This window comes from Halanaerobium sehlinense (assembly GCF_055379485.1).
In genome coordinates this window covers 1254732-1280044 of sequence record NZ_AP042442.1, presented here as the reverse complement: position 1 = coordinate 1280044, position 25313 = coordinate 1254732, and the positions used below count along the sequence as shown (strand labels likewise).

Here is a 25313-nt window from a genome sequence, read left to right as displayed (position 1 = left end):
TTAAAAATAGATTAGATCAATAGAAAAAATCCTGCCTCAATTAAGGAAGTAGGATTTAAGCTGCAAATATTTTTATTATCTGTTTTCTAACTGTTTAGTTTTTTAACAGCTTCTTCTGCTGCTTTGACTAAGAGGTTATGAGCTGGATAAAAAGACTGATAGGGCTGTGCTGAATAATTGAAATCTAAAAGCTGGTCAACATCTAGACCATACTGCACGGCCATCGTGATTTTATCAACTTTATCGGTCACTGGCTCACCACTGATAATCTGACCCCCCAGCACTTTTCGGTCAGCTTTGTTGACAATTAATTTTAGTTTAACATCTTTAGCAAAGGGCATAATCGGAAAGGCTGTTTTAAACTCTGCCTGGGCAGTTACTATTTCATGTTTTTCTGCAGCTAGTTTTTCAGTTAAACCTGTGCCTCCAACATAGAATTGGCCGACTTTGGTAGCAGCACCATTATAGAATCCTTTATACTTTCTATTTCCGCCAAGTAAATTTGAGGCCAGCACTCTGCCCATTGCAACAGCATTTGTTGCCAGTTTACCGGAAATTACCTCCTCTGTAATGCCACTCTCAAACTGCACACAGTCTCCTACAGCATAGACATCTGCAATATTAGTTTCCATTTTTTTGTTAACAACAATTCCATCTGCAGCTATCTTTAAATTGCTTTCTTTGAGAAAATCAACATTGGGCTTCATTCCTACTGCAAAAACAACAAGCTCACTTTCTATTTCTTGCTCATTATCCAATACAACTGTCTGCAAATTAGAGTCTCCCTTTAGCTCAACAACTCTTTTGTCCAGATATAAGTTAATTCCAAGCTCTTTTAATTCAGCCTCAGCTTCAGCCGCAATATCTTCATCTAACATATTTGGCAGTACAGTCGGCATCATATCTATTAAATTAGTATTGATCCCTTTTTCATTTAAAGCCTGGGCCAGCTCTATGCCAATTGCTCCTGCTCCAACCACAGAAACATTTTTGACTCCCCTGCTGACAGTTTCTAAAATTTCCTTTAAGTCATTTTCACTTTTAAAGGTCATGACTCCCTCCAGCTCTGTCCCCGCAATTGGCGGCAGAATTGGATCAGCCCCAGTGGCAATAATCAGCTCATTGTAACTGTACTGATCACCTTTAGCAGTTTTAACAACTTTATTTTCAAAATCAATCTTTACTGCCCTGTCTCTAATTAGAGCTGCCCCTGTATCAGTTACAATGTCATCTGTTTTTAAGGTTTTTTCGTAAGGCAGCAAATCTTCTATCACATAAGGCATCGCACAGTAAATCATCGAATGATCTTCCGGCCTCATAAGTCCTATATCTCTTTTATTTTTTATATTTTTAGTTAGTGTAATTCCAGCAGGTCCTCCACCAATAATTAAAAGATCATGCTTTTTCAAAGAAATCCCTCCAAATTTATATTTGTTATTTACGATATAAATTATAATATAATAATGAACATATGTCAACAAATATTGAGATTTAATTGAAAATGATTTTCAGCTCGATCTAAAAATAAAGCTGACAGCTAACTGCCAGCTTTAAAAATCAATTTTGTTGAACTGCACTTTCAGCAATTTTAACTATTAATTCTGCTGCTCTTTTCATATTTTCTACCGGTATAAATTCAAATCTGCCGTGGAAGTTATAGCCGCCGGCAAATAAATTTGGAGTTGGCAGTCCCATATAGGAAAGTCTGGAGCCATCAGTTCCACCTCTGATCGGCTTGATATCTGGAGTTATTCCCAGATCCTCCATCGACTTTTGGGCAAGCTCTACTATCTCAAAGTGAGGCTCTATTTTTTCTTTCATATTATAATAGCTGTCTTCTATCTTTACTTCTATTCTTTCACCATATTTGTTATTTAAAAAGTCTACCACCTGCTGCATTAAGCTTTTCTTCTCTTCAAACTCCTCTTTGGAGAAATCCCTTATAATATAACTTAACTCAGTATAATCCACACTGCCCTCGATCTCAGTCAAGTGATAAAAACCCTCATAACCCTCTGTATGTTCCGGAACTTCTGCTGCAGGCAGCATCGAATCCAATTCCATCGCTATTTTCATTGAATTTATCATCATGTTTTTAGCTGTACCGGGATGGACATTTTTACCCTGAATTTTTAGATCAACAGAAGCTGCATTAAAGTTTTCATACTCCAGTTCTCCCAGTGGTCCACCATCGAGAGTATAGGCAAAATCAGCACCAAAGGCCTCTACATCAAAGTGATCTGCTCCTCTACCTATTTCTTCATCCGGGGTAAAGCCAACTTTAATTGTTCCGTGCTTAATTTCTGGATTTGAAATTAAATACTCAAGAGCTGTCATAATTTCAGCTATTCCTGCTTTATCATCTGCCCCTAAAAGTGTAGTTCCATCTGTGGTAATCAAGCTTTGTCCTTTTAATTCTTTTAAGAAAGGAAACTCTTCAATAGTCAGGCTGTACTGATCATTTAATTTAATATCTCCACCTTCATAATCTATTAACTGGGGATTTAAAACCTTACCATCCAAATCAGGACTGGTATCTAAGTGAGCTATAAAGCCGATAGTTGGAACTTCCCGTTCAATATTAGAAGGTAGTTCGGCATAAATATATCCTTTGTCATCTTGCTTCACATTATTAAGACCAAGTTCATTCAATTCTTCAACTAAAATTTTACCAAGCTTAAGCTGACCTTTGGTACTCGGAACAGTTTCTGAATCTGAATCAGATCTTGTGTCAACTGCTATATATTTTTTAAATCTTTCTACAACGTTATTCATCTACTTCATCTCCTATATTTATTTTCTTCTTCAACATATTCAGCAGAATTAACTATTCTGTCGATCCTATTTTCAAAGGCCTTAAGTTTAAGCGGCCACTGATTGCAGCCATAGTCATTTTTGATTTTTCTTTTTCTACCGTCATCCATTGTTATTTCAGTAATACAGCCAGCAGAATCAGTACTCATCATAGTAACCATCTCTTCTTTTAGGTTAAAATAATCATATTTTTTGATTAAATAATTTAACTCTTCTACTGCTTTTTTGTCAATCTGCCAGCTTTTAAAACCTTCAACTCTTACTCGATGCTCACCAAAATAATTAACCTGACCATCGGGATAAATCTCAAGCTTATAGACAGGACAGATGCCATAGCAGGGAGTTCTTTTCAAGAAAATTCTTCTGAACATTATTAGCTCCTTTTTAATTTAAGTCTACAATCTCTTAAGCAGCCATCAATTATAAATCAGAAATTATCTTATTTAAATCATTAGTTTTCTCACCACAAACAAAATTATTGCAGAGAGAAAATTCAATATCTTCTTTTCCTGCTTCTGATTGATAAGATTTCAATAGTATTTCTGGCTTATAATTCTGACGCAGGTAAGCAAGCAGTTCTTTAACTTGAGGGTCATCCAGGCTGCCGTAGATATTAATCTCCTTAAAAGGATTTTCTAAATACTGATAGCTGAGCAGCATGAAAATATGACTTGCAGGTACAGCAGCTATTTCTGCAGCAAAGGTAGTCAGCATCTTTTCAACTTTTTCTCTTAAATCAGCATCATTTAATAAATGAGACAGTTTAAGTAGATTAAAAGAGGCTATAGAATTGGCAGAGGGAATCGCACTACCCTCGGTTTTTTTCCGCCTCAAAAAAAGCTCATTATTTTCAGCAGCAGTAAAATAAAAACCACCTGATTCCTGGTCCCAGAATCGGTCAATCATTTTCTTCGTTAATTTTTCTGCTTTAATTAAGTATTTATTATCTAATGTCGCCTGATAAAGTTCAACTAGACCCCATAATAAAAAGGCATAGTCACCCAGATTATCAACTGCTGAAGCTTTTTTCTGGTGATAGCTATGAACTAAATTCCCGTTATCATCCCTCATCTTTTCAAAGACAAAATCAACAGCTGCTTGGGCTAAGGAAATGTATTCCTGATTATCGGTCAGAAAACCAGCTTTTGCCAGAGCAGCGACAGCTAAACCATTCCAGTCAGTTAATATTTTTCTATCCTTATCCGGCCTCTCCCTATTTTTTCTTTCCCGAAAGAGTTTGGCCTTAATCTCCGGTATTTCAGCAAAATATTCCGGCTGGTTGAGGCTTAAAGTAATTTTATTATTCTCTTTCTCTTTAAACACCTTAAAAAATTTCTGGTATTCTGTTTCAGAAAGAATATTTTTCAATTTGGTTTTATCCCAGAGATAAAATTTCCCTTCAATTCCTTCACTGTCAGCATCTTCTGCAGAATAGAAGGCACCATCCTTATCTCTCATTTCTCTTTTTAGATAAGAAACTGTTTTCTCAATTGTATCCAGATAAATATCCTTTTTAGTGATCCGATAGGCTTCCGCATAACTGTAGATTAATAAAGCCTGATCATAGAGCATTTTTTCAAAGTGAGGCAGCTCCCATTTACGATCTGTTGAATAGCGGTGAAACCCTCCTCCAAGTTGATCAAAGATACCGCCGGATCTCATTGCTGCCAGGCTTTTTTCTGTCATTCTTAAATATTTGTTGTCAGAACTTTTTTGCCACTGATCCATTAAAAAGATAAAATAATGGGGCATAGGAAATTTAGGTTCACTGCCAAAACCGGCATATTTTTCATCATAGATTGTAGTTAAAATATTTAAAGTTTCAGTAATTACTTCCTGCTTAAGTTTTAAGTCCTGGTCGCTATTATTCTGCTCTTTTTTGAGGTGGCTGATCACATTTTCCGAATGATTTAAGAGCTGTTCCCTGTCATTCATCCAGACATCATAGATGTTTGGTAACAAACTAAGGAGCCCCAGCCGCCCATAATTATCTTCTTTTGGAATATAGGTTGCAGCATAGAAAGGCTTTTTATCAGCTGTCATGAAAATACTTAAAGGCCAGCCACCACTCCCGGTCATCGCTCTGCAGACATCCATATAGACCTGATCTATATCCGGCCTTTCTTCTCGGTCAACTTTTACAGCGACAAAATATTTGTTTATCAGTTCTGCTGTTTTCTGATCGGTAAATGATTCTCTCTCCATTACATGACACCAGTGGCAGGTAGAATATCCTATTGATAAAAATATAGGAAGATCCCTTCTTTTCGCTTCCTTAAAAGCTTCTTCCCCCCAGGGATACCAGTCAACTGGATTTTCGGCATGCTGTTTTAAATAAGGACTTGTTTCATTTTTTAAATGATTAAAAGATGCCAAGCTAATCACCTCCAGCTATTTTAATAACGACCACCTTTAATTAGATGGCCGCTATTTTTTAGCTTATTCTGGTTTTAAATCAATTCTGATATCTACTCTTTCCTCCAGCCAGTTTAAAATATCATTAATCACAGTTTCTTTTTCTTCGGAATTCAATATTTCATGGTAAAGTTCAGGATAAGTTTTTAGACTCTTATCTTCAGAAGCTATAAGATCATAAAACTTATCTGAACAGCCAGGATCTACTATTTTATCTCCCTCTCCGTGCAGGATTAAAACTGGGTACTGGAACTGATCCAGATTAGAAACCAACCAGGGGATTCCTTCGTCTATAAAAACTTCCTTCATTAATTTTAGAGTCGTAAATTCTGAAACATAGGAATCTTTTTCATAATCATCAACCACATAATCTGATCTTGAAATAAATTTACCAAGTTCATTGGGAAGCTTCATCTCTGGATTATTCTCCAGACTTAACTCTTCTAACTCACTAAAGGCATCCAGTTCATTTGTTGCAGCAGCACTTAAGATCTGTCCATTTAATTTACCCGGGTATTTAACTCCATAGCCAGCAGCAATAAAACCACCCATACTGTGGCCGAGCATAAAAATCGGAAGTTCAGGATTTTCCTTTTTAACCAGCTCATAAACCGTATCAGCATCATCTAAGTAGGTATTAAAATCTTCAATATAGGACTGAGCCCCATCAGATCTGCCGTGGCCGCGGTTATCAAAACGATAAACAGAAAAGCCTTCTCCATTCAGCCTGCCGGCAAAATAGTCATAGCGTCCCTGGTGTTCATTTAAACCATGGACAATGATCACTACAGCCTGAGGATCATCAACCAAATCCCGGCGCAGAAATAATTTCTGATCATCAAAGGTTTCAATAAATTCAGTGTTGTGCATCATAAAACCTCCCTATCATATTTTATTAACATCTATTATTAATATTAGTCATTTAGAAGAAAGTTCCTTTAATTTTTGCTAATTTGATAGGGAATCTGCAGAATAAAATTTTAGCTTTCTATTTTTTTCATCTAAAAAACATATCTTTCCTTTCATCTGTCTACAATCTGATTAAATTCTTGAATCTTTTCCAGCTCCAATTTATATTCTCTATTCTCATCCAGCAGGCCGTTCTTCTCCTGTTCAACATCTGTCAGCTGGGTATAGCAGTAGCCTTCAAAATATTCGGCATCTCTAATGATTTCCATCAGTTTATTTATTCTCTGGCTCAGTTCTGCCTTTGATGTAACCTGCTCACCATAGCCCCAGCCTTCTTTATCCTGAAAAGCAACACCGCCAAACTCACTGAAAATTATAGGCTGGCCCTGATAGCTGTAATTATCAGCCATGATAAACTTACCACCCTTAATATATTCCTGGTTATTAAAAACTTTTTTATTCTGCAGCAGCTGATCTATACTTTCAACATATGTTTGACGAAGCTCAGCAGTACTTTCCACATAATCATGGAAGGTTATGATATCTGAAATAGTGTGTTCCCAGCCGTCGTTTGAAATTATTGGACGCTGCTGGTCAATACTTTTTGTTAAATAATAAATACTTTCGGTAAAACTCTGCTGTTTTCTATTTTTGGCAACATCTTCGATTCCCCAGGATTCGTTGAAGGGCACCCAGCAGATAATTGAAGGATGGTTGTACAATTTTCGGACTACTCGCAACCACTGGCTGCTGAAATTTTCTACAGCCCGATCGGTATACTGGTAGGTAGAACCCATCTCTGCCCAGACTAAAAGGCCCAGCTTATCTGCCCAGTAATAAAAGCGGTCATCTTCAATCTTCTGGTGTTTGCGGACTCCGTTAAAGCCCATTTCTTTAATTAGCTCCAGATCCTTTTTTAGTGCCTGATCAGAAGGAGGTGTAATTAAAGAATCAGGCCAGTAGCCCTGGTCTAAAATTAGCTTCTGATAAAGCGGCTTATTATTTAAATATACCTTATCTTCTACTATTGATATTTTTCGCATACCAAAATAGGAATTAATTTGATCAACAACTTGATCATCTTTAAGTAAAGTCAATTTGAGATCATATAAATTTGGATTCCCTGGCTGCCAGATTTTAAGTTCATTGTTCTGATCTTCAAGTTTTACTTTAAAACAATAACTATCTTTCTTTACTTCCAGCTCAAATTCGTTAATCAGCTGGCCTTCAAATTCAATCCTGGTTAATAATTTATAAGCTGCTGCCTCAAAATTATCAGCCTCAAAATTATAAGCTAATTCCACCTCTTTTTGATCAAGGTTAGGAGTAATTTTCAAATCCTTTAGATAAAGGTTTTGATCCACAAACTCCAGCCAGACTGTCTGCCAGATACCGGTATTTCTGGTATACCAGCAGAGAAAATTGTCCTTTTTATAGGTCTGCTTACCCCGGGGTTGATTTTTAGAAAGAGAATCCTCAACTTTAACTACCAAGTTATTTTCTCCCTCATAATCGACAAAGTCACTGATATCAAAAGCAAATGAATCGTAAGCCCCCTGATGGCTGCCGACAAAATATCCGTTGAGCCAGACTTTGCAAAGATAATCAACTCCCCCAAAGTTTAAAATCACTTTCTGCTCAGACTCTGCTTCAACTTCGAAACTCCTCTGGTACCAGATATAATTATGCTGGCTCCGGTCAGCAATACCGCTGGCTTTGCATTCAAAAGTAAAAGGAACTATTATTTTTTCTCCCAGCTCATTTTGCTCAAACCATTTATTTTTTTCACCCTGATTTTGATCATCAAAGGCGAAATTCCATTCACCATTTAAATTCTGCCAGTTCTCCCGCTCAAACTGAGCTTTAGGATGTTCCGGCCTTGGTATTTTATTTCCCATGTTGATCCTCCTTAAATATCTTTCTTTAATCTATCTCTATTTTCTAGTTAGTTTATAAAATTATAATTCTGTTTAAATCAACCTTTTTGCTATAATTTACCTTTTTTGTTCCGATTTAACCTTTAATACCTGTAAACTTAATTCCCTGGATAATCTGCTTCTGGAACAATAAGAAAGCCGCAATTGCTGGTAAGGAAGCAATCATATTGACAGTCATCGGGATTGAATAATCAGGTGTATAGGCATCTGTAAAGGTTGGAACACCAACCGGAAGGGTAAACATTTCTTTGGACATAATGGCGATAAAAGGCCATAAGAAAGCATTCCAGGCCTGGATAAAGGTAAAGATTCCAATTGAAGCAATTGCTGCTTTGGATAACGGCATGAAAATCGAAAAGTAAATTCTAAAAAGGCCGCAGCCGTCAATTCGGGCACTGTCAATTAAGTCTCTCGGAATAGCATCAAAAAATTCCTTTAAGATAATGATCCCCAGAGGGATTGCAATTCTTGGCAGGATTAGCCCCGGATAGGTATTAACTAAACCCAGCTTCTGAACGATATCAAATAAGGCTACTATATTGGCCTCTGTCGGCACCATTAAACCAATTGTAAAAAGCACAAAGACCAAATTTTTATGCTTAAAGTCGATAACTGACAGGGCAAAAGCTGCCAGTGAATCAAAAATTATTACAATAAAGGTAACACTTGCCGAAACTATAAAACTGTTCAACATCCACTTAAGAATCGGCGCCTGTCCCACGACCTCAGAGTAATTGGAAAATGAATAAGGTGGTAAAAACCACTCTATAATCTGGGAAACATGATAGCCTGATGGTTTAAGTGAAGCAAAAAGCATCCACAAAATAGGAAATATAAATAATACAGCCAGCAAATAAGAAAATGAATATTTTAAAACTTTAGTGGTTGGTGAAGTTTTATTTTCCATTTTAACCTTCCTCTCTTGAACGTAAGTAGATTTGAGCCATTGAAACTAGAACTAAGATAATGAAAAATGAAAAGGCCATTGCCGCACCATAACCCATACTGTTCTGCTTAAAACTTGTTTCATAAATGTACTGAACTATAGGGCGGGTATCTGTACCTGGTCCACCACCGGTTATCAACCAGACCTGTGAGAAAATCTTAAAAGAAAAGATAATCTGCAGCAGGGTTACCACCCAGGTAATTGGTTTTAATGAAGGTAGAGTAATATATAAAAGCTGCTGTAATTTGGTCGCACCATCAACTTCGGCTGCTTCGTAAAAAGACTGGGGAATATCCTGCAGTGCAGCCAGATATAAGATCATATTAAAGCCAACTGTCCACCATAATGTTGCAAAAACAATTACAAACCAGGCCAGCTTTGTTTCACCAAGCCAGAAAATAGTCTCTTCTACTCCAAAATAACTCTGCAAAATCCCATTTAATAAACCACTGTGGGGCTGGAAAAAATAAACCATAATTGATGAAATAACTGCTACTGATAAAACATAAGGAAGAAAGAATGAAATTTTGATAAATAATTGCCCTTTAATTTTCTGGTTTGCAAGTAATGCTAAAACTAAGCCCCCAATAACTATTGTTGGTGTTGAAATTAAAACAAAGAGTAAAGTATTACCTAAAGACTCCCAGAAGGCAGGGTCTTTGATCATATAGAGGTAATTGTCAAAGCCGACAAATCCCATATTTCTGATCATTGTCCAGCGGTGCAAACTCATCCAAAAACCTCTAAAAATTGGATAAATCAAAAATACAGCATAAACCAGGGCAAAAGGCAGAAGAAAAGGCAGTGCCTTTAAAAATGGATAACGGTCTGATAATTTATTATAACTGTTCAAATTTGAAACCCCCTTTAAAAATTCTAAAATTGGAGCACAGGTGCTTTAAAACACCTGTGCTTTACAAACTGTTTCAACTTTCTTTATCTGCTCAATAATCTTTCTATACCACGGCTTGCTTCTTCCACTGCTTCTTCTGCTGTGATTTGTTCATTCCAGACCTTACTTAAAGCTGTTGTTATCTCGGTTCTGATGCTCCAGGTATATGAGCCAGCACTATCAAAGCTTACATAATCTGCTGCGTTAACATAATCCATTCTGTAAGGCATATTTTGGAAGGCTTCTTTTTCCTTAACGGTTTCCTTACTTGGAATGTGACCTGCTTTTGCCCAGAGTTCGCCATTATCTGTAGCCCATTTGGCAAAAGTTAAAGCTGCTTCTCGCTTATCATTGTCAACACTTCTGGCATATGGAATAACCAGAGTATGTGAATCTCACCAGGAAGATCTGTTGTCAAAAATCTGTGGCATTGGAATTACTCCAAAGTCTAAACCTTCAGTTGCCTCTAAAGTTCCAGTAATCCAAACACCTGTTAACAGGGTAGCTGCTTCTTTATTTCTAAATAAGTTTACATTTTCCATATACTCTGAATGCAGTGGTGAATATTCTTTGTTATATAACTCCTGCATATATTCAATTGCCTCTACTGCTTTGGCCTTATCAATTGTCAGTTCTTTTCCTGTTACAACCGGACTTCCCCCAAGCTGATTATAAAGACTCCACCAGACCCTGTAGTGACCTTCAGCTGTTAACTTTGTCCAGTTAGTCATTGGATATTTTGCTGATGAATCAGATTTTAATTTACCCAAAAACTCCATAAATGTACCATCCATTTTAGGTGTTCCATCTTCTGTTAAAAGATCTGCTTCTCTTAAAAAGTCTTTGTTATAATAAAGAACTAGTGGGTGAGTATCCAGTGGTACTGCATAAATTTCCCCATCAATTTTAGCACCATTTAAAATATTCTGATTATATTCATTCCAGCTGATATCCACAGCCGCACCCAATTCATCTAAGGGAACAATTAAACCTTCATCTGCCAGTTCTTTGACTCTGGTAACATGGCTGATTGCAATATCAGGTCCGTTACCACTGGCAGTTGCTGTCTTCAATTTAGTATAATATTCTTCCCATTCTAATCTCGTCACATCTACTTCGATATTCTCGTGAGCTGCATTAAACTCTGCTACTATCTCATCCATAAATTCAGCGTCCCCACCGCCAAAAAGATTCCAGTACTCTACTGTAATAACTTGAGCCATCGCGCTTGTGGAAAAAACAACCAGCAGTGTAATTAAAGTTAAAACTAATAATTTTTGATTCATTTTATATCCCCCTCAGGTTTTTTCAAACTTTTTAGAACTAAAACTCCAATTAACAATATTATGAATATTCTTTGCTAAAAAAATATCCCCTCCTTTAGTTTAAGTATTAATGCTTTATTTTAATAAATATTGAATTAAAGCACATAAAAAATTAAACTAACTTTTTATACTCTATTATCTACATTCTACACTCAATTAAAAATTCCTGCTTTTTATTTTAATTTTTATTGAATTATTTTATCAATCATTAAATTTATACCTGTATCTGAGCATAATATCCTGTCTATAATTACCAAATTTCTTACCGAATAAATTGACCCCACCTACATTGCGAGCATCTTCTTTAACGCCAATCCGGACATCAATAAAATCTTCTTTTTCAATATTTAAATCAGCTAAAGTTACATCTGAAATCCGGTTGCCGTCAATAAATGATCCTGCTTCTGTGACCTGCCAGATTTTTAATAACCCATGCTGAGTCTGATCAAAGTACCACCAGTCAGGATTTAAGATACCTCTTTTTTCACCAAAATCACCGGGAGAAGTCCAGACTCCAATTTCAACTCCGTTGATCCAGATTGAAATATCAGATGGCCAGTTTTCATTGTAATCTGAGGTTTCTGAACAAATTTCCATACTCAGTTCCAATTTGGTTGCCTGCGAATTATTAGGCAGATTATTTGGGAAAACATATTTAACATAACCTTTGCCAAACCAGAGAATTTGGGCGTGGATATGTTCTGGATTCAAAAATGATTTAACATAATCCAGTTCTCCAATTACCGCTTTTTCCGAGGCCAGGCCGCAGGTTGGACTGACTTTAAAATCTTTATAATTTCCAATCGGCATCGAGGTTTCAATTAGATTTTTATCTTTTAACTCTCTATTTCCGGGCAGGTTGATCAGTATTTTATCATAATTTAAGCTGCATATTTTTTGGGAGCCGTGGTTGCCGGGCTTATATTCAGTTTCAATTAAACCCGCTGCTTCCAGCTTTTTAATATTAACCGTAACTGAGGAAGCCGGCATATCTATAAATTCAGAAATCTGGTTTAAGTTCATATCTTCATTTTGTAAAACTTCTATAATTTTCATTCTGGATTCTGAACCCAGTGCTTTTAGGACATCAATAATTTGTTCTTCATCTTTAAGTTCCATTATATTACCCTTCATTTTAATCACTCCATTTATTTTTGCTAACTTTATTTTAACAATTATTGAATTAAAAAGCAATTCAACTTTCGTAAACAGCTGCAAATTTTGGTTCAACAAATTGAGAAAAAGTATTTTTAGAATAAAAAGCTGTCAAAATACTAAAAATGGCTGTTACCAAAACAATTAAATTAATAGAATAAATAAAATGGTCAAATATATAACCATAAATGGCCTGCCCAAAAGGTAATGTGCACTGGCTAATAACTAGAATATATGAGATTACTTTTCCGATTAAGTGATCTGGGGTCTGCCGCTGAATAAAGGACATCATTATTACTGTAAAAACAGTTACTGCTGCAGCCATAGTAAAAGAACTGATTAAAATAACATAATATATCAGCATTGGAGCTAAATTGAAAGAAAATACAGCTGCAATCGGGAGCAGCCCAAAGGCTGCGGCGGCAAGAAACTTATAAGAATCTTTTGCTCCTAGCTTTTTCCCAAAAGAACCTGCAGCCAGAGCACCTGCTATCATTCCAGCTGCCACTGAACCTTCAGCCAGACCATAAAGCTGACTGCTGAGTCCCAGGGATATTCTGATCATTGCAGGCAGTCCTACCAGAAGCATTGAGGTTAAAAAAAGATTCATCGAAGCAGTAATAAACATTACTTTTAGTAGAAGTGGGTTGTCCTGGCTGATAAATTTTAAACTTAAGCTCAAATCAGAACTAATAAGCTTAAAGATACCCTGGCTTCTTTTTTCCTTTTCAAATTTTATATAGATAAATAACTCCATTACTGCAGCCAGAACAAAAAAGATGACAGCTGCAGACATTAGATTTTGAATAGAATAAAATGAATATAAAATTCCAGCTGCCACCGGTCCCATCAGACTGGAAATTGCATTAACCAGGCTTACTATTCCATTTGCCTGCTCCAGCCTGGGTTCAGAAACAATAATCGGGATACTTGCCTGCACAGCCGGCTGATAAAAAGACTGAATTACTGCAAAGAATATCATCAAAATTGTAATAACTATTACTGCTGATTCCCGAACAATTAAAAAGGCAAATAACCCAATGATTATCGCTGTTAAAAAATCTAGTCCAACCATAATATTTCTGCGGTTACACCTATCTGCCAGAATTCCGCCAAAAGGTGAAAAGATTATTGGAGGAACTGCTGCTGCAGCCAGAATTGTTCCAAAGACTGCTGTGGAACCTGTCTGGTCAAGAATGGAAAGCGGCAGGGCAAAACGTAAAATTGAGTTGGCAAAAATTGAAATCAGCTGTCCCAAAATCACAAGAGTAAAATTTTTATTAAAAAGTTTCTTATTTTTCAATTAGTTCATCTCCATTATTATTTAGGCCATTTTAAAGACAAGCACAATTTTAACACCTTGATCAGTATTTTGAGCATAAATATCGCCCTCTAAGCTGGACATAATTTTTTTTGAAATATAAAGTCCCAGCCCAAAACCTGATTCAGACTCAACATTTGAACCCCGATAATAGCTGTTGAAAATATGTTTTAACTCTTTGGCAGGAATTTGAGGTCCTGTATTTTCCAGTTCCAGCAGCTGATAATAGTCTTCAGTTTTATAAGTTAAACTTAGTTTTTTTAAGTCGCCATATTTGAGCGCATTATCCACAATATTATTAAATAGCTGATCGAGCAAATTAATATCTGCCTTTAAAAGCAGATTCTCTGGCGGCCTTTCTGCTTCAAACTTAATCGGCAGTCTATCTGTTTTTTCTGAAATAATATTCAGCAGCTTATTGTGGATCTCATTTAAGTAAAGTTCCTGATTTTCAGATTCAAAGCTGCCTAATTCTACCTCTTTTTCAGCAGATCTAATCAATTTACGGCTCAATTTTTCTATCTCATCCGTTTTTGAAATTATAATCTCTAAGGCTTTTTCTATCTCTTCTGGTTTAGTATAAACTCCTTCTGCAAGGGCTATTGCATAGTTTTTTATAGTGCTGAGTGGAGTTCTAATGTCGTGAGAAAGACCGGCCACCATAGTTTTGTGTTCTTTTTCAAGACGATAATTATTTTCCTTTTCTGCCTGCAGCTTCTCCTGCAGCATGTCAAGTCCCCAGCTGAGCTTTTTTAAATATTTGTTTTTTGAGCTGAGCTCAAGTGATTTAATCTGTCCTAAAGCCAGCTTCTCCGGGAGTTCGGAAGCATTTTTAAGTGGAGTCAGTATTTCCTTTTCTGTCTTATAGTAGAAGCTTAGAAAAATAATAAAAATTAAGGTAAGAAGTAAGCCAGAATAAATAAAATTTTTGTAGGAATAATTTTGGTTCAAATTCAGCTGGTATCTGACTAAATACTGATCAGAAGCTGCATACCTGTAAAGATAGCGATAATTATTTAGCTCAGCAGCTCTAAAGAAATCTGAGGTTTTATCAGAGTCCAAAATTTTTAAGTCGATAACATCTACAGCATTGATAGCTCCAAGCTCTTCTGAGTTAAAGTTTGAAAGGTCAAAGCTCTCATCCAGATTTTCAAATTGATTATTTTCAAGCCAGTTCTGCACTCTATTAACATTCACCAGATAATTCTGGTTCTCTTCTGCCTGAGGTAGAAGGATAAAATATAGAAAAATCAGAGATAAAATCCATAAAATAAGGCTGATGCTTATAATTTTCTTCATTATTCTCCCTCAAATCTGTAGCCAATACCCCAGACTGTTTTAATCAGTTTAGGTTTTTTGGGGTTTTTTTCAATTTTTTCTCGCAATTTATTGATATGAACTGTTAAAGTTGAATAATCACTTTCACTGTCTATTCCCCAGACCTGATTAAAAAGCTTTTCCTTGTGGATGACTCGATTTTTATTCTGGATAAGAATTTTCAATAATTCGAATTCCTTAACTGCCAGGTTTACAGGCTGATCATCAAGATACAGCTGTCTGGCTGCAATATCAAGCACAATATTGGCTGCTGTTATTTTATTTAACTTAAGCTGCAGCTCATAAGCTCTTCTCAGCTGTGATTTAACCCTGACAAATAGCTCTTTAACAGAATAGGGTTTTTCCAGATAGTCATCAGCGCCAAGTTCGATTCCAGTTATTCTTGCTTCCTCACCTGTGCGGGCACTGAGAATTATAATTGGTATATTAGACTGCTGCCTGACTTTCTCACAAATAGTTAGTCCATCAACTCCAGGCAGCATAATATCTAGAATCAATAATTTAACCGAATCTAAATTTACGCTTAGATATTCCAGTGCCTGCTGTCCATCATTGATAACTTTTAGCAAATAACCGCGGCTGCCAAAGTAATCTTTAGTAACCTGGGCTAGCTCCTTTTCGTCTTCAACCATTAATATCTGCTCCACAAAAACCACTCCCTCAGCTTCTACTTTTGAATAATCTTTAATCTCTTTCTTAAAACCCCATATTTAAAAGCCACCTTGACAAAGAACTTTCTCTTTCCTTTAAATCAGAATTTTGACTGAACTTGCCTAAATTATACTCCCCTTCGATATTCCCGTCAATCATATATAAAATTCTTTCACTCTGGGCTGCCACCTTAATGTCATGAGTAACCATCATAATTGTTGTCCCTTCCTGATTAATTTGCTGAAGGACATTCATTACATCTTCGGCAGCACTTGAATTCAAAGCACCTGTGGGCTCATCTGCAAAAAGAATCTGGGGCTGATTAATTAAGGCCCGGCAGATTGCTGCCCGCTGCAGCTGTCCTCCTGATACCTGAGTGATCTCATTTTCTGCCAGCTCAATAATCCCAGTCTTTTTCATCAGCTCATAAGCTCTATTTTTGACAGCTTCTCTTTTTTCTTCTGCCGCCATGTAGGCAGAGATAATTATATTATCCAGAATCCCTAAGTTTTTCAGCAAATTGATCTGCTGAAAGACAAATCCCATCTTTTTTAATCTTATTTCAGCCAGCTGAGCTTGATTAAGCTGGCTCAATTTTTCTCCTGCAAAAATAACCTCACCAGCTGTCATTTTATCCATCCCACTTATATTATAAAGCAGAGTGCTTTTGCCAGATCCGGAGGGTCCCATAACAGCCAGGAACTCTCCTCTTTTTACTTTAAGGCTCAGATTTTTCAGCACATGCAGCTGTCTGCGGTCAAGCAGATAACTTTTAGAAAGATTTTTAGCTTCCAGTATATTTTCCATTTTTATTCCTCCTGTATTTTCTGAACTTAAATTAGTTCTGTTTTTACTACAGATTTATTTTCACTCCAGATTAATATCAGCTACACTAAATTCGTTGATTGATTTCAGACTCCAAAATACGGTCAAACTAACAATCAAAATTAAAAAGAGTGGTATCAGAATATATGCCTGTAGAACACTAATTTTAAAATTGATTTCAGCCGCACCAATAATTGCTAAAGCAGCACTGAGAATTTTCTCTCCCAGAGTATTTGCAGTTACAGTGCCCAGGATTATACCTAAATTTAAAACAAATAGTGCTTTAGTAATATACTCTAATTTAATTTTTTTCAAAGAAATACCCAAGGCTTTTTTAATTGCTATCTGAGATCTATCTTTAGCAGAAAGAACTTTGATAAAAAGCGAGGTAATTAAAACTGTTATTAAAATTACAATCAGCAGTGAGCTAAAAGTCAAAAGCTTGAGCTGGTCAATTGTATTTTGAAATGTCTGCTGAAAATATTCCTCTGGATCTGTTATTTTAAGGTCTTCGAAATTCTGCTTATATTCTGCAATTTTCTTAGCTCGATCACCACTTATATCTAAATTGATTGTATACCAGGCAGCACTGCTTAAATCAGCTTCTATATTAGCTTTAGCGGTTTTGCCGCCATCAGTAATATCCTGATAGATTCCTGTAATCAGCATCTGCCGCTGCTTTCCGTTAATAATCATCCCTATTTTTTCGCCAACCTTTTTACCCAGCTGATCTGCACTTAGATAAGAGAGAGCTATTTCATTTTCCAGCATTGGCGCTCCACCATCTAGATAGTCAAGATTAAAAATTGAAAAATCACCGGTTTCAACCATTAAATTTTCGGCCATCCCATCCTCATTTATTATTTCATACTGTGAAGTTATATATGGCGAAAACTTCTCGACCTCAGCGTCATTTTCAAGATGATTAACTATCTCCTTAAAGCGTTTTTTAATGTCTTCTGACTGCCTGATATCAATTATAATGTCACTTCTGCCAACTCCCATGTAGCTGATAAAATCTTCAGACTGAATAGTGTTTAAAAAATTAACCGGGACTATAATAATAAATGTGCTTAAAATAAAAACTATAAATAAAACTGCATATAACCTGTATCTTAAAATAACATCTCTAATTCCTAAAAAAATACTGCTGTTTAAATACTTACTTTTAAAGAGAGAAAGTCTGCTGCTGTTTAAATTTAAGTCACCTCGATTACCCATTCTTATAGCTTCTACTGCTGATATATTTTTAAATCTTCTAAGAATTATAAGTGAAAATATTATTACAAATAGAGCCACCATTAAAGCTGTCAGCATCGGAATCAAAATTTGAACAAAGCTTTCTGGTGCTCTTCCACTATAGAGAACAATATTTTTAGCAAAAATTCTATTAAAAAACAAAGAAAGAAGGTAGCCAAAAATTGAAGCTGTCACAGCTATCAAAAAGTATTTATAGAAATAGATCTTTTTAATCTCTCTACTTTTAATGCCAATTGCCTTCATAACTCCGATTTCTCTATAGTCTTCTTCGAGTGTCAAAAGAATAATAAAGCGGAGGCATAAGAGGGCAATTAAATTTAATAATAGGCTGATCAAGATTATTACTGCTGCGATTAGACCATCAGTCAGCGCATTTGTGATTTTTAAAAGCTCAATGTCGATTGTCGGACCCCTTTTGGGAAGTCCACTGCGGCTGTAATCATCTCTAAACTCAGGCAGCTGATTTAAATCATTAAGCTGGAAGGCAAGCTGATATTCAATTTCTCCCACAGTTCTTAACTTTTCAAAATCAGAAGCACTAACAACAAAACGCTTGGAGCTTATTATTGAGGGATTCATCTGCACATCTCTGACAAAAGCGGTGATTTCAAAGTTGAAATTCCTTTGACCATCAGTTATCTTTAAGCTGTCTCCCTTTTTCAAATCAAGCCGCTGCAGATAATAAATTGGAACTGCAATTTCTCCCTCGTTCACCTTTATTTTCTGGTTATTTAAGTTAAGCAGATAGTCAAATTCCTGATTCTGTTTAACAAAACTTAAATCCATAACTGTATCACTTTGAGAAACTCCATTTTGAAAAAATATTTTAGAACCATCAATATTTATCATCTCAGCTATCTGCTCGTTTTTAACCTTCTCATTTTCCTGACTCCATCTTAATATCTCATCCTGTCTGATTTCTCCAGCATGCATCTGAATAAAATGGGCTGAAGAAGATTTTTCAAATAAAGCTGCAATAGAATTACTTAAGTCAATCAGCATTCTTGAGCCACCAGCAATCAGCAGAGCAGAAAGCATAATAAAGATAAAAACTGCTCCCATAATCATCTTTTTCTTTAAAAGATCATTTTTAATTATTTTATAGATCATTAATCTCACCCCTGTTTAACCTGATACCAGAAGTATAACACGATAAATATTAAGAAATCCTTAACTTTTAAAAAAAATAAAACTCTTCCCAAATTAATGAGAAGAGCTCATAATAGTTATCAGCCAAAATTATTAACGTTAAATTTCTGCTCATACATTTTTAGATCGGCCTGGTGGTAACATTTTATTAGATTTTCATAACTTCTGCTGCGGTTATTACAGTCTGCGGTTTCAAAACCCAGGGCAATACTCAGCGGCTTTGGCAGCTCGTGTGTGCTATTTTTTTGCTCAATATTATTTAAAATTCTTTCAACTAGTGCTTCTGCAGCATCACTGTCAGCTTCAGGCAGAATAACTGCAAACTCATCTCCACCAACTCTTGCTGCAAGGTCTTCAGCTCTAACACTATTTTTAATTGCCTCTGCTGTTAATTTTAAGTATTTATCCCCCAGAGCATGACCGTGATTATCATTAATTCCTTTTAAGTTATTCAAATCTCCAACAATAATGCTGATTGGGTACTGGCGAGAATTATACAGCCGTTTGATTTCTTCGTCAAAATATCTCCTATTGTAAAGGCCTGTTAATTCATCATGATTTGATAGATATTCTATTTCCTTTCTGTCCCGCTTTTCCTGGTCAATATCAATATGGGCTCCCACCATTCTGAGGGCTTTGCCTGATTCATCCCGCTCTGTTACCCTGCCGATATCTCGAATCCACTTCCATCTTCCTGATTTAGTTTTTAGTCGATGTTCGTTAAAGTATTTTTCTGTCTTACCCTTCAGATGTTCTCTTATATCATTTAAAGCTTTTTCTTTATCATCAGGGTGGACTAAATCAAGCCAGGTATCACGATCATTATTTAATTCAGATATATCATAACCCAGCATCTGGGCCCAGTTTTCATTGTAATGAACAAAATCTTCTTTAAAATTCCAGTCCCAGATACCAATATTTGCTCCATCAACTGCCAGTTCCAATCTTTCTTTGAGTTCCCGCAGTTCTTTTGCCTGGCTCTTACTCTTTGTAATATCATCAATAGCAATATAAGTTAATTGCTTTTCTTTTTCTGTTTTTACTGAAAAAATATGTACATTACAGTATTTAATTTTACCGTTAACTTTAAATCTCACTTCATTTTCCCATTCTTTGCCGTCTAAAACCATACTCATCTCTTTTTTTATATTCTTAATATCTTCAGCCAGATTAACTGCATCCAGAGCATACTTATTTAAAACATCTTTTTTAGAAAGCTCAAATATTTTTTCAAACTTTTTATTAACATCAAGGACTTTCAGATTTTCATCCAGCAGCAAAATTGCTTCCAGTGAGTTAGTAAAAAGATTTTCGAAAATTACCTTTTGGTTTTCTAACTTCTGCTGCTGCTTGATCCGGTCTGTAATATCTATAATCTCATAGAGCATTTTGTCTGCAGATAATTTAGAATAGCGAAAGTTAAAATATTTATAATTACCTCTGGCAGTAGTTATTTTATAAGTTCGATCAGAAATTTCATGCTCTAGATCATACTCAAAGGATTTCACTGCTTTTTCTCTAATTGCTGGATCGGGATAAGCTTTTTCAAACCACTCATTCAATGTTCTAACTTCTTTTTTAGTGTAGCCAGTCAGTTTTCTGATAGCTTTATTAGTGAACAAAATATTTCCCTGCTGGTTTGTTACTGCTATACCAATAGATAAATTATTTATTAGACTTTTTTCAAAACCAATATTTGTGTCCATAAACTCCCTCCAAATCTTTTTAATACTTATAATGTTTATATTCTATATAAATATAACTATTCCTGTATATTTTTTACTTATTTTATTTATTAGTTTAAATATATCATTGGGGAGTGACAGCCTTATGTCGCGAACGGGTGTATAAGTTAAAAAACCCTCCTCAAAATGAGAAGGGTTTACCTACTTTTTAGATAATTTATTTTGATACATCTTATCATCTGCTTTTTTTAGAACCTTAGTTATAGGTGTTGCTGTGCTTTCCTTGGTTGCTGAACCTAAAGCAATAGAAATTGGTATATCTGTTTGGATATTTGCCAGGTCTATACTATACTTAATTCTCTTTACTATCTTGCTTAATTGTTCACGGTTAGTTTTAGGAAGCAAAACAGCAAATTCATCTCCCCCAAGACGGGCAACAAAATCTTTACTTCGAATCGAATTTTTTAAAATTATTGCCGCTCTTTTTAATAATTGATCACCTTTGTGATGTCCATAACTGTCATTGACTAGCTTTAAGCCATTAAGATCGGCCATTATAATACTAATCGGCAGCTGTCTTTTGGTATCTAATCTTTCCAGTTCTTCTTCAAAAAAACGTCTATTGTTAATGTTTGTTAGACTGTCATAAAAAGATTTGTATTTTAGCTCCTTTTGATAGCTAAGTTTATCTAAAGCTGCTTTAGTGCTTGCAATAAGAATCTCTGCAAGTTCTAAATCTTTTTGGTTAAATCCATTTTTTTTAGTAGAAATTGCCAGAAAAACACCCTTATTTTTGATCGGTACAACTATTGCAGATCTGTATTCTTCGTCAGTTGGTTTTGCATCAGGATCTTTTTCTGTATCTAAACTCATATAACTTTTATTATTCTTAAATGCTTTCCCCATAATTCCGTGGTCTAAAGGCAGAATTTCTGCCTTTAATCCTCCAGAAACTGCTGCTGAAACAAATTGGTTGTTCTTAACTAAGCTGAGATCAGATAAGTCAAACTCCAGTATTTCTTTGGCTGATTCAATAGTTTGCTGGCAGATTTCTTTTTCACTCTCAAGTTTTTGGAACTCAATAGAAATTTTATGCAGTTTTTTTATGATCTGCTCATACTTTTTCTGTTTCGAAATATCAATATGAACACCATACATTTTATAAGGTTCACCACTATCTGTCCATGAAATTAATCTTCCACGAGCATTCATCCAGATCCAGCATCCCTTTTTATGTTTCATCCTAAGATTTAAATCATATTTATCAATTTCATTATTAAAATGCTTTTTTAAAATTTTTTCTGCTTTTTTTAAATCTTCAGGATGAGTCAACTCTTTCCATTTTTCAAAAGTAATTGGCTTAAATTCTTTTGATTCATAACCTAACATTTCTTCATATTTTTTGTTACAAATAATTTCTCCTGTCTGTACATTCCATTCCCAGGTTCCAGCATCTATACTATCAATAACCCGCTTTAATTTATCTTTTTGTGCAGAAATTTTATCATAGTTTTTATTCAATTTTTCCTGAATATCTAACTGTCTTAAATCGTCTTCAATCACATTTCTAAATTCTTTCAGCAATTTTTTTGAATTTTGATCTAAGTCCCTATTTTTTTTATCAAGAATGCAGATTGTACCAAAAGTTTTTTTATCTGGCCAATTAAGAGGTAAACCATAATATGAAATCATATTTAAATCAACATTTGGGTCATCTTTCAATTTCACTTCCTCTAAGACATTTTTAATATAAAGAGCTTTGTTATGGGAGGTTACTGTTTGACAATATAATGCATGAGCTAAAAAATCATAAACGCCAACTTCATAAAGGTTATCTTTATTTTGATTTTTTAAAAAAACTTCTACTGAATCTTGATTTGTTTTCATAATTAAAGAAGCGGATATCCCAAAAAGACCTGTTATAGTATTTATTAGGCTCTGCCATTTATTTAACAAATTATCATTTATTTTTGGTTTTGAGGAATCATTATGAATCATAATTTTATTAAATTTTTGCTCTTCACTTAAAAATGTCTCTGTTTGCAAATTGATAACCCCCTATAACATCTTTACTCTTTTTCCCAGCTAACACTTTCCTGTTTCTTTTCATTTACAATCAACTGAAAAACATCTGGTCGAGAATAATGACCATTAACATCAAAGTCAAATTTGCTTTTTTCTATTAAATCCAGGTCTAAATCTGCCATTAAGATTTCTTCCCTATCATATACCGGGCCTGCTATGTAATCACCGTTGGGAGCAATTATGGCACTTCCACCTCTGCACATTAAATCAGGTGAACTTTCTAATTCTTCATAGCAGGCTAAATCTTTTGGATACATCTCCTTAGTAACAAATTGATTACAGCTTAAGACAAAACATCTTCCTTCTAGAGCAATATGCCTAATTGTTGACTGCCATTCTTCCCTGGAATCAGCGGTTGGAGCTACATAGATTTTGGTCCCTTTGGCATACATAGCAGCTCTAGCTAAGGGCATATAGTTTTCCCAGCAGATCAGCCCACCTAATTTACCGTAAGGTGTATCTACAGCAGTTAGAGTACTGCCATCTCCTTCACCCCAGATATACCGTTCGGATCCGGTTGGCTTTAACTTTTGGTGTTTACCCAGCATTTCCCCTTCTGGACTGAAGTACAGGACTGTACAGTAAAGTGTACCTTTAACTGTACCTTCTTTTTCTATTACTCCGATCACTAAATAAATATTATTTTCTCTGGCCAATTCTGCTAATTTGGCTGTAGTTTGACCGGGTACCTGAACTGAATTTTTCCAGTAGCGCAGCCAGTCTTCTTTCCCCTCGGGAGATCGACTTCCTACCTTTGTCTTAAAACCTAATCCTCTTGGATAAGCAGGAATATAAGCTTCTGGGAATACAACAATCTCAGCTCCATCTGCAGCAGCTTTTTCAGTCAAAGTTATTACTTTTTCCAGGGTAGCCTCTTTGTCCATAATTACTGGTGCCGCCTGGACAACGGCCACTCGTACCTTTTCTTGATTAGTTTCAGTCATTAGAATCCTCCTTAAAATTTCTTTCATCTACTTTTATTTTTTAATTAATCTGATTATAAAATTGAATAATAGTTAAGCAGAAATTAAAACTTATTATCTGCAATCATTTTTTTAAAAAGTCTGTCTGTATCTTCTTTAGTGCAGAGTTCAGTTCCAGGAGTCATTACCGCTGCTGAACCAGCAGCTAAGCCATAGTGAAATGAATTTTCTAAACTATCACCTCTGGCTAAGCTTAAGACTAAACCAGCAACCATACTGTCACCTGCTCCTACCTTACTTCTAATAGGAACTGTTGGTGGACGCTTAAACTCTGCCTTGTTTTGGTGTACTAAAAGTGCACCTCCAGCTCCAATCGAAATTACTATTGCCTGACAGCTTTGATCTTTAATAAATTTTAAAGCTTCTTCTTTGATCTCAGCCTCATCCTGTAATTCTCTACCGACCAGTTCCTGAAATTCTCCCAGATTTGGTTTGATTAAATATACTCCCTCTTTTATTACTGCTTTTAAAGGCGGCCCTGAGACATCAACAATAACCTCTGCCTTTTTCTTTTTTGCCAGAGCTGCCATTTCTGCATAAATATCATTACTGACACCCTTTGGAATACTGCCGCTGATCACAAAATAATCAGGAAAGGGATCAAGCTCAGCTATAACTTTAAAAATTTCATCATATTCCTGATCAGTAATTTGGGGGCCGGGCATCCCAAACCTGTACTGCAGATTTGAAGCTTTTTCACTGATAATTAAATTTTCTCTGCTTTCTGCTTCAATTTCAACCGCTTTTTTATTTAAATTTTCTTCTGCCAGAAGTTTATCCAGTTTTTTACCGGTAAAGCCACCTGAAGTATAAATAAGTAGAGACTCTCCTCCCAACTTTTTGATGGCCCGGGAGACATTAATTCCACCTCCACCAGGTTCAAAAGTTGGCTGGTCACAGTAAAGTTTGTCTTCTGCTTTAACATGGTCAACACTGGAACTCTTGTCAATAGTCGGATTTAAAGTAAAGGTCGCTATTGTTTTCATCTTAACTCCTTTCCTCTACTATGTCTTAAAAGTGCAGAACAATATTTAATCAGTTTCTTCTTCACTACCCTCACCATGGGCATAACGGCTGGCTGCTGCTGAAGCAACTGCAGCAACTAAATCATCCAAAAAAGTATTAACCTTTCCATCCTTTTTGGTGTCTAAATCCTTAATTATTCCTGATTTTGCCTTATCTAAATAGCCATAACTGGTCAAACCAATTGTCCCATAAAGGTTTACAATCGAAAGCGGTAGAATCTCATCAATCCCGTAGAGACCTTCATCTCGATCAATGATGCTCTGAATAGGCTCCGGCAGCATTTTCTTTTCAGCCAGTTCATCAATTGCAACACCGGTTAAAATTGCATGAGCTACCTCTCTCTTTTTCAAAACATGATTTACATTTTCAATACATTCACCAAGTTCAATCTCCGGATTATATGGCTCCTGCAGTTTTTTAACGAGCTCTGCAATGTCCTCAATTGTAACTCCTCGATCATTTAAAATTTCTACTGATTTATCGTATAACTCCTGCATCGACTCATTCATCCTAACACTCCTCATTAATTAATTTTATCTATTAAGAAAATTTTTACTAATTTCCTCTTAAAACCATTATACAGTTTTAAATTACTGC

General features: G+C 35.6%; 21 protein-coding genes. All 21 read right to left on the bottom strand.

Going from position 1 to position 25313, the window contains the following annotated elements; all coding sequences use genetic code 11:
* Positions 1–86 precede the first annotated feature (86 nt).
* Positions 87–1409: an NAD(P)/FAD-dependent oxidoreductase gene (locus ACZ446_RS06095; protein WP_464394226.1), complete on the bottom strand. Its 1323-nt coding sequence runs from the start codon at positions 1407–1409 to the stop codon at positions 87–89.
* 148 nt (positions 1410–1557) lie between these two features.
* Positions 1558–2775: a peptidase T gene (pepT, locus tag ACZ446_RS06090; protein ID WP_464394225.1), complete on the bottom strand. Its 1218-nt coding sequence runs from the start codon at positions 2773–2775 to the stop codon at positions 1558–1560.
* A 5-nt stretch (positions 2776–2780) separates the two neighbouring features.
* Complete coding sequence (locus ACZ446_RS06085) at positions 2781–3185, bottom strand: DUF6438 domain-containing protein (protein WP_464394224.1); 405 nt, start codon at positions 3183–3185, stop codon at positions 2781–2783.
* A 49-nt stretch (positions 3186–3234) separates the two neighbouring features.
* On the bottom strand, positions 3235–5199 hold the full coding sequence (locus ACZ446_RS06080) for a thioredoxin domain-containing protein (protein WP_464394223.1): 1965 nt from the start codon (positions 5197–5199) through the stop codon (positions 3235–3237).
* 54 nt (positions 5200–5253) lie between these two features.
* A complete protein-coding gene (locus ACZ446_RS06075; RefSeq protein WP_464394222.1) occupies positions 5254–6099 on the bottom strand; it encodes an alpha/beta hydrolase in 846 nt (281 codons plus the stop codon).
* Positions 6100–6251: 152 nt separating this feature from the next.
* Positions 6252–8036 carry a glycoside hydrolase family 2 protein gene (locus ACZ446_RS06070; RefSeq protein WP_464394221.1) on the bottom strand — a complete coding sequence of 595 codons (1785 nt, stop codon included), beginning with the start codon at positions 8034–8036 and terminating at the stop codon, positions 6252–6254.
* Between the two features lie 115 nt (positions 8037–8151).
* Complete coding sequence (locus ACZ446_RS06065) at positions 8152–8982, bottom strand: carbohydrate ABC transporter permease (RefSeq protein ID WP_464394220.1); 831 nt, start codon at positions 8980–8982, stop codon at positions 8152–8154.
* A 1-nt stretch (position 8983) separates the two neighbouring features.
* Complete coding sequence (locus ACZ446_RS06060) at positions 8984–9874, bottom strand: carbohydrate ABC transporter permease (protein ID WP_464394219.1); 891 nt, start codon at positions 9872–9874, stop codon at positions 8984–8986.
* An 83-nt stretch (positions 9875–9957) separates the two neighbouring features.
* Positions 9958–10143, bottom strand: coding sequence for a hypothetical protein (locus ACZ446_RS06055; protein ID WP_464394218.1), 186 nt, complete (start codon positions 10141–10143; stop codon positions 9958–9960).
* Between the two features lie 165 nt (positions 10144–10308).
* A complete protein-coding gene (locus ACZ446_RS06050; RefSeq protein WP_464394217.1) occupies positions 10309–11199 on the bottom strand; it encodes an extracellular solute-binding protein in 891 nt (296 codons plus the stop codon).
* 240 nt (positions 11200–11439) lie between these two features.
* Positions 11440–12372, bottom strand: a complete 933-nt coding sequence (locus tag ACZ446_RS06045) for an ArsR/SmtB family transcription factor (RefSeq protein WP_464394216.1) — start codon at positions 12370–12372, stop codon at positions 11440–11442.
* Between the two features lie 61 nt (positions 12373–12433).
* Positions 12434–13696 (bottom strand): MFS transporter, encoded by a 1263-nt coding sequence (locus ACZ446_RS06040; RefSeq protein WP_464394215.1) that lies wholly within the window; start codon positions 13694–13696, stop codon positions 12434–12436.
* A 21-nt stretch (positions 13697–13717) separates the two neighbouring features.
* Complete coding sequence (locus tag ACZ446_RS06035) at positions 13718–15013, bottom strand: sensor histidine kinase (RefSeq protein ID WP_464394214.1); 1296 nt, start codon at positions 15011–15013, stop codon at positions 13718–13720.
* Positions 15013–15699 carry a response regulator transcription factor gene (locus ACZ446_RS06030; protein WP_464394213.1) on the bottom strand — a complete coding sequence of 229 codons (687 nt, stop codon included), beginning with the start codon at positions 15697–15699 and terminating at the stop codon, positions 15013–15015. Before ACZ446_RS06030 ends, ACZ446_RS06035 begins: the two co-directional genes overlap by 1 nt.
* 49 nt (positions 15700–15748) lie before the next feature.
* The gene (locus ACZ446_RS06025) at positions 15749–16510 is read right to left on the bottom strand and encodes an ABC transporter ATP-binding protein (RefSeq protein WP_464394212.1); all 762 of its coding nucleotides are present in this window, start codon (positions 16508–16510) and stop codon (positions 15749–15751) included.
* A 60-nt stretch (positions 16511–16570) separates the two neighbouring features.
* Positions 16571–18898, bottom strand: coding sequence for an FtsX-like permease family protein (locus ACZ446_RS06020; protein ID WP_464394211.1), 2328 nt, complete (start codon positions 18896–18898; stop codon positions 16571–16573).
* Between the two features lie 119 nt (positions 18899–19017).
* Positions 19018–20643: a sensor domain-containing diguanylate cyclase gene (locus tag ACZ446_RS06015; RefSeq protein ID WP_464394210.1), complete on the bottom strand. Its 1626-nt coding sequence runs from the start codon at positions 20641–20643 to the stop codon at positions 19018–19020.
* A 180-nt stretch (positions 20644–20823) separates the two neighbouring features.
* Positions 20824–22668 (bottom strand): GGDEF domain-containing protein, encoded by a 1845-nt coding sequence (locus tag ACZ446_RS06010; protein WP_464394209.1) that lies wholly within the window; start codon positions 22666–22668, stop codon positions 20824–20826.
* Between the two features lie 23 nt (positions 22669–22691).
* A complete protein-coding gene (locus ACZ446_RS06005; RefSeq protein WP_464394208.1) occupies positions 22692–23651 on the bottom strand; it encodes a carbon-nitrogen hydrolase family protein in 960 nt (319 codons plus the stop codon).
* A gap of 83 nt (positions 23652–23734) precedes the next feature.
* Positions 23735–24676: a 1-phosphofructokinase family hexose kinase gene (locus ACZ446_RS06000; protein ID WP_464394207.1), complete on the bottom strand. Its 942-nt coding sequence runs from the start codon at positions 24674–24676 to the stop codon at positions 23735–23737.
* A 45-nt stretch (positions 24677–24721) separates the two neighbouring features.
* Entirely contained in the window at positions 24722–25225 is a 504-nt protein-coding gene (locus ACZ446_RS05995; RefSeq protein WP_464394206.1) for a phosphatidylglycerophosphatase A family protein, read from the bottom strand.
* Between the last annotated feature and the right edge of the window lie 88 nt (positions 25226–25313).